Consider the following 12,246-nt stretch of genomic DNA (forward strand, 5'->3'; position numbering starts at 1 on the left):
TGACATTGATGCCGGAAAAAGTAAACTTTTGAGATGGATAAAAGCGGCGGATATGGCTCAATCTAATCAAAAGCGCCCTATTTACGCGAATACGGGCCAAGAATTAACCGGGCGCTTAAGCCCTTTTATAGGAGGTCGGTTCACGTGTCTTACCCTACGCGGGCAGTCCGCGCTGTTCGTCTGTTATCGCTGCTGTTGTGCGCTACTACACTGACAACGGCTTGTCCGCTTCCTGCTCACGCCTTTACCGAGCACACAAAGTCCTCGTCAGCCGGAAATAACCTGACAACAAATATGGATGCTTCACACGCTTCGTCTTCATTGTATACGTCCAGACTTGCTTTATATCACTCCATCGAAGCCCTGACAGGAGTCCCTTGGTACAGACTGGCTGCCATCGACCAGTACGAACGCACACTTACAGTGGCTCATCCCAAGGATCGCAAGCATGCGGAACGGATCATAGGTATTTTTGTGACGGGACCAGTATGGTCCGGTCTGTTGAACCCTGATTCCGAGGATCAAAATCCGCGTTCCATTGAACTATTTTCCGGGCTGGGGCAAGACGGCTCAGGTGATGGAATCGCTGACCGCAATAATGACAAGGATTTGCTGTTCAGCATCGCTTCTTATCTCGGAAAGTATGGAAATGACGAGGATGAATTTGGTATTGCCGTGTGGGAATATTACCATAACAGCCGCTCGGTTCAAAGAGTTCAGCAGTTTGCCAAGCTGTATCAGACGTATGGCAAGCTTGATCTGGTCAGTCAAGCTTTTCCGCTGCCTCTAGGCAGCATTTATAGCTACCGCAGCACTTGGGGAAGCCGTCGCAGCTGGGGGGGCTACCGTATCCATGAGGGGACTGACCTGTTTGCTGGCTACGGAGTTCCGGTTCGCAGCACCTGCTACGGTGTAGTTGAAATGAAGGGCTGGAATCCCTTTGGAGGCTGGCGAATCGGTATTCGTGATCTCAACAACCGCTATCACTACTATGCACACCTTTCCGGCTTTGATAAAACCGTTCATAACGGAGACATCGTCACACCTGGTCAGACGGTTGGCTGGGTGGGAAGCTCGGGCTATGGAAAACCGGGTACCCAAGGCAAGTTTCCACCCCATCTGCACTATGGTATATACCGGGACAATGGCTGGACAGACTGGTCCTTTGACCCATATCCGTTATTAAGACAGTGGGAGCAGAGCGAACGTAAAGCGCTCAAATCAGGAAAAACCAAAGGGACCTCCTCATAGGTCCCTTTGGTTTTTCTAGATAACTCACGCCAATCCCCTCTTCCTTATGGCGTTGGGGATTGATTGAGGGAATTTGGGTCTTCCTGTATCTCTGGAACACTTTCTATGCTGGAATCTACAGCACCGCTGCTCTCTATGGAATGGGCAGGCAGTGCCAACTGCGGAGCGGTTGCGCCATTTTTGCCGACTGGTTTCCCCTGATTGTCATAGTAGTACATCGGGACGTTGCCCACCACCAACAAATAAGAAACCGGAATTTCCGTCTCCACAATCTGAGGTTGCATCTCAAATGGTATAACCACAGACACTTCCGTCGTAATTCGAATGTACACTTCCACCAAGATCATGTTTATGCCCGCATCCTGCTGACGTGTATTGATATCCACCTTGATTGCTCCATGCGGCTCCACCTTTAGAGGGACCTTGGGTCCATAAGCTGCCAGCAGCGGACTCCCTAATGCCTGACCAATCGGAACGCTCTCGTCAAAATGACTCATACTGTCCATCGTTGCCTTGACTGCTTTGAGCGTGTCTGACGTAATTCTCATATGCTCCGCATAATTTAGGACAAATCCAGAGGTTCTCCCCTGTGTATCCGTTCTCCATTCGATCAAATTATCAGCAGTCTTCCCCTGCTCTACCTGCGCAGTAATGGCTGAATTAATAGCCTCTGTCGCCATTTGTTTGACCCGCACTTTGGCCAGATGCATCATGGGCGGCTTCAAATGCTGTTCCACATAGGCAGCCACCTGTACGATTCCTACCAGCAGCGCCAATGCCACAATGAGCCACATTCTGCGCCTGCCACGTCGCCTTCTGCTCGGTCTGCTGTGCCATTGCGGTTTTCTATTCATTCTGATCCCCCCGCAGCGATGAACTTACTTTAGAAGGATATGCCGCAAATAAACGAAAAAGAAGCCGCCCGTCCGGCAGCTCCTCCTGTAGTAAACATATATAATTTCAAATACGATTCAACTCAACATATTATTTGAAAATGTGGTCAATCTTTTCGATATCAGCCTGGCTCAGTTGCACATTCAGCGTTTTCAGATTCGCCAGAACCTGCTCCGGTCCCTTCGCACCTGGAATGAGGGCATCAATCGAATCGCGAGTCAAATACCATGCGAGCACTACATGAGCAACCTCTGCATTCAACGCATTAGCGATCTCCCGTACCTGCTCCACTTTGTCCAAATTACGAGCAAATGCCTCTCCCTGAAACAATGGATCTTTCGCTCTGATGTCCGTGAAGGTCATGTCTTTTGTATACTTACCACCCAGCAGTCCCGAAGCTAGCGGGAAATACGGTACAAACGAAATGCCATTTTCCTTAGTATAAGGCAGCAGATCCTTTTCAGCTTCCCGTTGCAACAAATTATAATGGGATTGAAGCACATCTACATAACCGTCACTATTCGCATCTTTAAGTTGTTCAATGGTGAAGTTAGATACACCAATAGCTTTAATTTTCCCTTCGTCCTTAAGCTTCTTCAGTTCTCCAACTGCTTCTGCCTTCGGCGTAGCTTCATCTGGGAAATGGATATAGAACAGATCTATATAATCCGTTTGCAATCTTTTCAGACTGGATTCTACGGATTCACGTAAAAAAGCAGGCGAGTTGTCAAAGACTACCTCTCCGTTCACAAATTTATGGGCTCCCTTGGTCGCAATGACAGCTTCCTCACGTTGGCCGCGCTCTTTAAGTACCTCACCGATCAACCGCTCTGAGTGCTCAGGTCCATAAATAAAAGCTGTATCCAAGAAATTGATGCCGTTATCCAAAGCTATGCGAACGACTTCTTTGCCTGTTTCATTGTTCAAACCGGAAAAAAGATTATGTCCTCCTACCTTATTCGCACCCAAACCGATTGGTTTTACATATAAATCTGTTTTGCCAATACGCACTTGCTCTGCCAATTCACGTCATCTCCTTTTCGAAAGTTACTTCCATTTTATTATTGAATTCCAAAAAAAGCAAAGTGCGTACCTGGCTGCTGCTCTTCTCTTATCCCTTGATCCCCGTCAAGGCAATGCCTTCCATAAAATACTTCTGTCCTATGGCAAAAAGAAGGATAGCGGGCAACACGACAATTAAAGAAGCGGCCATCAGAACACCCCATTGCGCCGAATATATTCCCTGAAACTGCTGTAGCCCAATCGCCAACGTAAATTTGCTTTCATCATTAAGATAAACGAGCGGGCCCATAAAATCATTCCATGTGTTCAAAAATGTAAACAATCCGATGACCAAAATCGCTGACCGGGACAAAGGTAAAATAATGCGAGTAAAGATAGTAAAATGGTTGCCCCCATCCACAAATACAGCTTCATCCAGCTCTCGCGGAAGAGTCATGTAAAATTGTCTGAGCAAAAAGATATTAAAAACGCCTCCACCAAAAAACGAAGGTAATACCAATGGTACGTAGGAATTAACCAGGCCTAATGCCTGCCAACCAATAAAAGAAGGAATCAGCGTAACCGCAAACGGCAGCATCATACTGCTTAATAACACGGCAAATACCTTATCTCTTCCAATCCATCTCATCCGCGCAAAGCTATAGGCAGAAATGGTACTAGACAAAAGTACACCTGCTAAAGTACCTGCAACGACGATAAATGTATTTACAAAATAGCGCCCAAACGATAACTCTTCAAACGGCTGTAAGAAGTTCTCAAGTACAAAAGGCTCTGGAATCCATTTGGGCGGGATCAGAAAAATTTGGCTTAAATCCATCATGGAGCTTCTGACCAGCCAGTAAAAAGGAAACATGCAAAAAAGTGAGCCTACAATCAGCACTGTGTAAAGTAATACTCTGCTCCAACGCAAACCGCGTTTTTTCATCCTTATGCCCCCCCGCCTTCGTAATACACCCATTTGCGGGCCGTCTTGAACAGAAAGGCAGTGAATATTAAAACTACAATGAAGAGCACCCAAGCAACCGCACAGGCATAACCCATATTCGAAAAAGTAAATGCCTCGCGGAATAAATAAAATGTATAGAACAAGCTGGAGTTATTGGGTCCACCCTGAGTCATGACGTAAGGCTGGACAAACACCTGAAATCCACCGATGAAGCCCATAATCGTATTAAAAAAAATCGTAGGCGATGTCAACGGAATTGTAATATAAACAAGCTTATGAAAAGCGCTGCCTCCGTCAATTTCAATGGCTTCATAATAATGCCTAGGTATATCTTGCAAGCCGGCCAGAAATATAATCATGGTTCCCCCAACGGTCCACAAACTCATTAAAACCAGCGTAGGAACTACCGACCCTTCACTATAAATCCATTGACTTTCCGGCAAATGCAGCGCACGCAGCACCACATTCAGCAAGCCAAGATCCGGATCAAACAGCCACATCCAGATCATAGACGATGCTATGAGTGGCACAATCGTAGGCAGATAAAAAACTGTTCTGAAAAAAGCCAAACCTTTTACCTTTTGATTGAGCAATATAGCCAAAAAGAAAGCCACTATAATTTGCAGGGGCACACTCAGAAACACATAATAAAACGTAACCCCAAGGGATTTATAAAAAAATTGGTCCGTACCGTCAAATAAGTGAACGTAATTATCCAGACCGATAAAATGGGCTTGTGAAGCAATCTTGTAATCGGTAAGACTGAACCAGAGACTAGCGATCATCGGTCCCAGAACAAAAATGACAAAGCCGAGAATAGCAGGGGCGGCAAAAAGCCACCCCAACCAATTTTCCTTCTTACGAATAGAAGATAATGATTGCATTCTACCCCTCTCTTTCTGTCAAAGCCCTCAACTTATTCTTTCGGATATGTCCCCTTAAATTCAGCGTTGGCCTTGGCGGAAACCTCCTTAAATGCTTGCTCCACCGTTTTCTTGCCCAGCCATACCTGATCCAGCGCCGGGTTAATAATCGCATTGATTTTTTCCGAGTTTTTTAGATAGTAGTCGTAAGAATTGACACCGTTATGCAGCGTTTGGTTTATGACTGCATCACGATATCCATCCGCATGGCCTGGCTTGACATCTGCCCATTTGCTAATCAAGTCTGGTTCGGTGTACCACTTTTTCATGACAGGCATCCACAATCCGCTGGAATGCATGTCAAGCCCGCTTTCAGCATCCAGCAAGAATTTATAAAACATCCATGCTTCTTTCGGATGTTTGGTTTTGGCAGAAATCACTTCCGGTTCGCCAAACAGGATCGTTTTGCTGCTTTTCAGTTTGGGTAACACGCCCACACCAAAATTCACCTTCGATTCTCCAAGATCCAATTGGACCCACTGCCCATCCAGATCCATCGCTACACGTTTGCTTTGCAGTGCTACAGCTGGGGAAGGGATATTTTTGGACTGCGTAGGCGACGGTGCCACATGATACACGTTGATCAGGTCCGCCATCTTTTGCACGGCTTCAATCACATCAGGGTTTTCAAGATTAAGCGAGTCCCCTTTATCTGAAATAACGCTTGCGTTGTTGGAAGGTACTAGCAGATGCCACATCCATGTGTCAAACCGAACTCCATACTGTTTGATGTTACTTGCATCGAAATTGGGGCTAAGCGCATTATTTCCCGCTTTATCAATGGTGAGCTTTTGCGCTGTCTCTAAGAACTGTTCCCATGTCCAAGCCTCTTCAGCTTTGATTGGCGGCAAGGCAACACCAGCCTCATCAAACAAATCCTTGTTGTAATAGAGCGCAAAAGCTTCCTCCGTCACCTTAATCCCTGCCACTTTATCCTTATCCCAATAGATGACTGAATTAGGAATGAGACTCTCCTTCGTTAGCTCCTTATCCTCCTTCAAAAATTCATTTAAATTATATAGTTTGCCTTGTTCAGCCCATTGCAGAGCCTGTGCTTTATAAATAGGAAATACATCTGGTGCCTGATTGGCGGCAAACATCGTCGTTAATTTGGTGACGTAATCCCCGGGGATGTGCATATAGTTGATTTTGATCCACGGATATTTCTCAGTGAATTTTTTGGCGATTTCCTGTTGAACCTTCTTCTCATCGGTGCTCCCCCAACTGGCATAGGTCAGTGTCACTTGCTCGTGCCCTTGTAAATCTACTGGCTTACTGCTGCTCTCATTTGAACTACAGGCTGACATCAGTCCAACGATCAAGCACATGCAGACAATCCATAACTTTCGTTTTAACATGAGTAACGCCCCCAAACCGTTTATTTTTTATCTTTTCGTTTGTTGCTTCGTCACTAAATTTATTCTAGCAAACGCTTACATTTTTGAAAGTCGCACTCTCATTGGATTGGTGTCATTTGATTAGATCTATGTGTTTCTCCGATTCGGATCAGGACAAATGTCCCTTTATCTTCTGGTGAGTGGAGCGCAACCCCATATTCCATCCCATATAACAGCCGTACTCTTCTGTCTACATTTTTAATGCCCGTTGACCGGATTTCTCCAGCTTGAATGCGGCGTATATGATCTTCTTGAATTCCTAATCCATTATCCTCGACTTTAAAACACACCAATTGCTTTTCGATCCAGGCTGTGATCTTAATCCGACCACCTGATTCCATTTCGGCGAAGCCGTGAATAATTGAATTCTCCACAAAAGGCTGTAAGAAAAGCTTGGGAACCTCCATCTGAAGCAAAATGGGATCAATATCATATTCCACCGTGAACTTGTTCTCAAAGCGATTCTGCATAATATAAATGTATTTTTCCAGCCAATTCAGATCGGTTTCCAGGCTCCATGTATCGCTTTTGTTTCGAGTCGTAATTTGCAGCATTTCCGCCAGACTAATGATCAATCGGCCCAGTTCCTGCTGTTTATGCTCTAGTGCAATCCAATACATTGTCGTTAAGGTGTTATACAAAAAATGGGGATTAAGATGTAAATTAAGTGCCATTAACTCCGACTCTTTGGCTCGCAGACGTGATTTGTAATTTTCTTCGATCAAATCTTTAATTTTCTCATTCATTTGATTAAATCGGATCACCAGATCCCCCAATTCATCATAGCCACGTTCAGGAATTCGAATATCAAAATGTCCCTTCTCCATTACCTTCATCGCCTGTTTCATATCCGTGATAGGCTTACTGATGTATACAGACAGCAAATAAGCAAGGATAACAGCAATGAGCATCATAAAGCCTAAAAAAAACAAGGTGTAGGTACGAATCGTTGACAGATGCCCCAGTACATCTTCCATGGGAATGGCTATATACGATACCCAGCCCGTCGTCTTCATCGCTTCGTAAACCAGTAGTATGCTTTGACCCTTAACGTTTACCATTTTCGTCCCTTGTTCCGAAGTAATGGCATTCTTCAACCAATCCGCCACAGGCTCCCCCGCTTGTTGCTGTCGATCTGAACTCATGACTATCCCGTTGTTATCGTGAATCATACCGTAGGATAGATGTGCAAATCCGCTGCGAGCTGCATAATCTTCAAAACCGTCCTTTAACAAATCAGGCCGGAAATTCAATACCAGTATAGGCTTTTCCTTTCCTTCAGGAAGCGTATGAAAGGTTCCAGCATCATCTAATGCAGTCAAATGAAGCTGCTTAACCACAGCAAATAAAGAACTAAAATCATAGGAGCCTTGTTTTAAATCCTGCTGATGAAAGGTATCGGCATACGAATAGGCAGGAATCCACTTGGTAGCTCCCTCTGCTTGTACCGCCGTTGTCGCCAAGGGAGAAGAATAGAACGCCAGAGCGGGAATATACATCCGCTCTGTACTTCCGTATGCATACTTTTGCGTCATGATTTGAGAAGCGTATACTTCCTCTATATTGCCAAAGTATCTGTACAAAATTTTCGTAATGCTGCGATCAGTTCGTAAAAGCGATGAAGAATCTGTAGTATCTACGTCCATAATGGTCTGTAGAAGATCATGATCAATCAGAATCATATCTACGGTTTTTTGAATAGCTGACAGCTTGTTATCCAGTAGCTGGTTATTACTACGCAGTACACTTGTAACGCTATCTGTTACGTTTCCAGTAATATTCCGCGCACTGGTTTCGAAGTAGACAAAGCCAAGGATCAAAACGATAAAACCAGACAACAAAAAATAGGACAGCATTAACTTCGTACGAAAGCTACTGTCCAAAAATTTTTGATATATATATTTGACTTGGCGCATTGTACCTTCCTTTCACCTAACGATCAATTGAATTTCCTGCGAAATTCTTCAGGTGTGTGCTTTACGTTTTTTTTGAACACTTTAAAAAAATACTTGATATCTTTATAACCAACCTGTCTACTAATTTCTGCGACCTTGGCGTCTGTATGCAGCAGTAAGTGCTGAGCCTTTTGCATTCTGAGCTTGACCATATATTCTGTGAACGAGAGCCCAAAATAGTTTTTGAACAAAATGCTAAAATAGGATGCATTATAGTGAAAGCGCCGAGCCACAATCTCCAGACTTAGGTCTTCATGAAGATGTGTATCCAGAAATTCCTTGCATTTTTTCATGATGGGTTCACCTTTGGAGCTGCCATCAAGCTCAAGAATCAGCTCTTTTAACCATGCTGCAATACAATCCTCAAGATTTTGAAGACATGTGGCCTCTTCGACAGCTCGGTTCAACTGTTCCGAGTAACGTGAGTAGACTTCCTCACTCCACCCTATACTTAACCGTGGTAAACTAACTAGCAGAAGCTGTATCAATTTAGCTTTAAGTGCTTCAGGGGCAGGATACCCTTGGGATATTCGTCCAATGAAATGTTGCACTCGGCCCAATAGCTGATCGATCTCTCCATTGTAGATAGCGCTTTCAATGAATTTCAGAAAGGCCATTTGTTCGTGGGTGCTCATTTCCTGTACCGGCTGTTCATCATCTGAAACGACAAGGTTCAAACATCTGGTGTGAGGTGTATAAAACCGCATGGAGATAAGGCGGACAGCCTTTTCGTGAGACGGGCTTATTTGCATCTTATCGAAGTCAAATGGCTGACCCCAAGCAAACCAAATGGAGATAGCTTGCTGCTGCTCCACCTTTTTCAGTCCAGCTTGAAGTGCGCTTTTGGCCTTCTCGCCTTCAGTCCTATCCCTCCAATTCACCACGGCGACCATATGCTCTTTAGGGGTTTCAAGTGGGAACACGACAGAAGATGCCCACGGTCGCAATATTTCAACAACCGCGTTTCGTAGCTTAGAATCCCACGCATATATATCCTCCGGGCGGGATGCAGATGTCCCCAACGCAAGAACTTCTCCTATCCCCTGCCATCCAAAGTAACTCTTTAATAAGCTTTTCTCGTTAGGCTGTAACTTGTCTGTCACGCATCTGCTAAACAAATGCTCCACAAATGCAGGCATGCTTTGCTCGATCTGATTCAACGCTGTTCGATTTTCACCGAGTGCTCCCTGCTCCTCTACAATGATCTTCTCCATTTGTTGAATCACTTCAATAAGTTGCTGTGATTGCACCGGTTTCACCAAATAATCATTCGCTCCGTACCGTACCGCCTGCTGTGCATAGCTAAATTCCTGGTAGACTGTCACTAAAATAACTTTGGTCTCATGCTGACCCGATGTTCTCAATTGTTGTAGATATTCAATCCCATTCATAATCGGCATTTGAATATCTGTAAAAACGATCTGGATCGGCTGGGATAATGAAATGGTCAAAGCATCTTTCCCATTCTTGGCTTCCCATACTTCGTATTCTGGACGTAAATCCCGGATCATGGCAGCCAACCCACGACGCTGCCTAGTTTCATCATCTACAACAAGTACTCCCAGCGGGATCGAATTCACAGACTCCCCTCCTGTCGGTCTTATACACGTATGTTTTTTCAGTATAACACTTACAGGCGGGGACCCATCCTATTTTCTTTTTCGCTTCATACTACGAATGGTCGTTTTTGTGGCCTGATCCACCCGGTATGATTCTGTGATTTTTTGCAGAGCTTTGTTGAAGGTAAAATCATCTAATGTATTATGATTTAAATACGCCATGGTTGCCTCAGGCAGCTTGATATAGCAGATAGATATCGCCCATGCTACCGCCATTTGTACATAATAGTCCTCACGATAGGTCTGGTCTAGCAAAGTAAGCACACGGTTAATATACTGTTCCTCAATATAAAAATTCAGAAGCATAACCACTCCAAACCGAATTTCATATTCTTTCTTAGAGAACAGATAGGGCTGAATAAAATCCCATACTCTTTCTTTATGTTGCTTCGTAATTTTCAATCCGGCACAGAAACTGTCACATACGGACCAATTATCAATTTTAGGAACGAACTTGGCGGTATACCTCAAAACTTCCTCAATATCTGTTTTAACAGAACCAATCACCATACCTTGCAGCATCACTTCTTCAAAGTGTTCACTTTCAGCGGTCTCCAGATAGAGGCGCCAATCTCCCTTGGCAATATCTTGAGCAAGCTTACGCAGCACTGGCAGACGCACACCCAGCACATTATTAATCGTCGGAAGCAATGCAGCCGTAAATTTCTGAAAATCTGTATCCACGTGTGACAATATCTGTTCTCTGATGGTCTTCTCCATATTTTCCACTCCCTGTTTGTTAACGAAATGAAATGCTCCACAAATAAATAGAGGCCACTGAACCATAAGGCGAATACACTCGGCGATACTCCTCAAATTGCTGCTTGGTCAGTGTATCTAAATGGTACAGCTTCATCATTCCCCGCCGAATAGCCATATCGCCCCAACTGACGACGTCCGGACGTTGCATGCAATTAATCAACATCATTTCAGCTGTCCAAGGGCCTATCCCTTGCAACGTGGATAATTTTTGGATCACCTGTGTATCGGAAAGCTCATATAATTCCTGTAAATCCAACAATCCCTGCTCGATCGTTTGGGCTATATTCAGGATACATGCTGCCTTTTTCATGGTGATCCCACAGCTTTGAATATCTTGAGCTGTCTGAACGGCTATATTTTGCGGAGTGATCGCGCCTAATTTCTCCTGCATCCTTGTCCATATGGTCTGAACCGCCTTGGCGGAAATAAGCTGCCCCACAATCGCATGGACAAGCGCTGCAAACAGGTCGGGAATGATTACGCGTTCTACCTTGCCCATTTGCGTTATAGCTGTACCAAGTACGGTATCTACCGTTTTTAGGTAGTTGATTTCCTTTTCCCCATAGTCAAAGTTCTTGGTCATTACCGTTTCCATTGGTTCTCCCGCTCTCCTTGTAAGGTGCACTCTTCATTTAATGGCATAGTTGCTTACATATCAGGGTTCGAATCCTTCTTTGCTCACATAGAGCTGTTCTTTCGGAAAAACCTGAAGAAAACGCTCATAAACCGCCTTATACGCAGCAGGGTGATACCATTCCTCCAGCCCCAATGACTCATACAGCGCACCAATGTTCAAGCTACGCGTCCGTCTTCCCCCGCTGCCGTCTCCCATAAAATAATCATCTATACAGACACGGTTGACCAGAGGCACGAGCTTGTCTGCAAAATGCTCACTGCTTGGCAGCATCGGAGCAATGGTAGCTTGCGTCGGTACACCTGCCTCTTTTAAAAGTTGCAGCGTTTGAAGACGAGCCTGGATGGGGGGAGCTTCCGGGGTGAAATGTTTGCGTATATCCTCGCGGTCTGTTTCTACAGTGATACTTACACGTACACGTTCCTTTAATTGAAGCAATAGATCAATATCCCGTCGTACAAGCGGACTACGCGTCTGTACAAAGAGAAAATCCGCCGGATCTTCCACCATCACTTCCAGCAGAGATCGGGTCACCTCTTGTTTGTACTCGGCCGGCTGATAAGGATCTGTGCTTGACGACATAAAAATCGTAACTTTACCTTTGGATTTGGCCCTGCGAAGCTCCTTACGAAGAATATCTGCCGCCTCTTTTTTAATATCAACCCATGTTCCCCAAGCTTCCCTCCGAAACGTAGAGACTGGCAATTGGCGTACATAACAATAAGAGCAACCAAAGGTACAGCCGGTATACGGGTTCAACGAGTGTGTATACCCTGACAAGAAGCCTGTCCCTTTATTCAAAAGAGTCTTGGGGGATTTGTAATACTCATTTTTCATACCTA

Annotated in this window: 11 protein-coding genes; 1 reads left to right on the forward strand and 10 read right to left on the reverse strand. The window is 44.7% G+C overall.

Annotated features, from left to right (window positions below; genetic code table 11):
- Positions 1-144 precede the first annotated feature (144 nt).
- On the forward strand, positions 145-1,251 hold the full coding sequence (locus tag ACN6NF_RS20455) for a M23 family metallopeptidase (protein WP_474319340.1): 1,107 nt from the start codon (positions 145-147) through the stop codon (positions 1,249-1,251).
- Between the two features lie 44 nt (positions 1,252-1,295).
- Here ACN6NF_RS20455 and yunB read toward each other — a convergent pair whose 3' ends face one another.
- From yunB to ACN6NF_RS20505, 10 genes are all read right to left on the reverse strand, one after another.
- The gene (gene yunB / locus ACN6NF_RS20460) at positions 1,296-2,045 is read right to left on the reverse strand and encodes a sporulation protein YunB (protein ID WP_474319405.1); all 750 of its coding nucleotides are present in this window, start codon (positions 2,043-2,045) and stop codon (positions 1,296-1,298) included.
- 190 nt (positions 2,046-2,235) lie between these two features.
- The gene (locus ACN6NF_RS20465) at positions 2,236-3,168 is read right to left on the reverse strand and encodes an aldo/keto reductase (protein ID WP_474319341.1); all 933 of its coding nucleotides are present in this window, start codon (positions 3,166-3,168) and stop codon (positions 2,236-2,238) included.
- An 88-nt stretch (positions 3,169-3,256) separates the two neighbouring features.
- On the reverse strand, positions 3,257-4,093 hold the full coding sequence (locus tag ACN6NF_RS20470) for a carbohydrate ABC transporter permease (protein ID WP_474319342.1): 837 nt from the start codon (positions 4,091-4,093) through the stop codon (positions 3,257-3,259).
- 2 nt (positions 4,094-4,095) lie between these two features.
- Positions 4,096-4,998 (reverse strand): carbohydrate ABC transporter permease, encoded by a 903-nt coding sequence (locus tag ACN6NF_RS20475; protein ID WP_474319343.1) that lies wholly within the window; start codon positions 4,996-4,998, stop codon positions 4,096-4,098.
- A 32-nt stretch (positions 4,999-5,030) separates the two neighbouring features.
- Complete coding sequence (locus ACN6NF_RS20480) at positions 5,031-6,395, reverse strand: ABC transporter substrate-binding protein (protein ID WP_474319344.1); 1,365 nt, start codon at positions 6,393-6,395, stop codon at positions 5,031-5,033.
- Between the two features lie 98 nt (positions 6,396-6,493).
- Complete coding sequence (locus ACN6NF_RS20485; protein WP_474319345.1) at positions 6,494-8,350, reverse strand: sensor histidine kinase; 1,857 nt, start codon at positions 8,348-8,350, stop codon at positions 6,494-6,496.
- 23 nt (positions 8,351-8,373) lie between these two features.
- Entirely contained in the window at positions 8,374-9,969 is a 1,596-nt protein-coding gene (locus ACN6NF_RS20490) for a response regulator transcription factor (protein WP_474319346.1), read from the reverse strand.
- Between the two features lie 69 nt (positions 9,970-10,038).
- On the reverse strand, positions 10,039-10,728 hold the full coding sequence (locus ACN6NF_RS20495; RefSeq protein WP_474319347.1) for a DNA alkylation repair protein: 690 nt from the start codon (positions 10,726-10,728) through the stop codon (positions 10,039-10,041).
- Positions 10,729-10,747: 19 nt separating this feature from the next.
- Complete coding sequence (locus tag ACN6NF_RS20500) at positions 10,748-11,365, reverse strand: DNA-3-methyladenine glycosylase family protein (RefSeq protein ID WP_474319349.1); 618 nt, start codon at positions 11,363-11,365, stop codon at positions 10,748-10,750.
- A gap of 60 nt (positions 11,366-11,425) precedes the next feature.
- Positions 11,426-12,241, reverse strand: coding sequence for an SPL family radical SAM protein (locus ACN6NF_RS20505; RefSeq protein ID WP_474319351.1), 816 nt, complete (start codon positions 12,239-12,241; stop codon positions 11,426-11,428).
- Between the last annotated feature and the right edge of the window lie 5 nt (positions 12,242-12,246).

The organism is Paenibacillus sp. TSM33 (assembly GCF_056099025.1).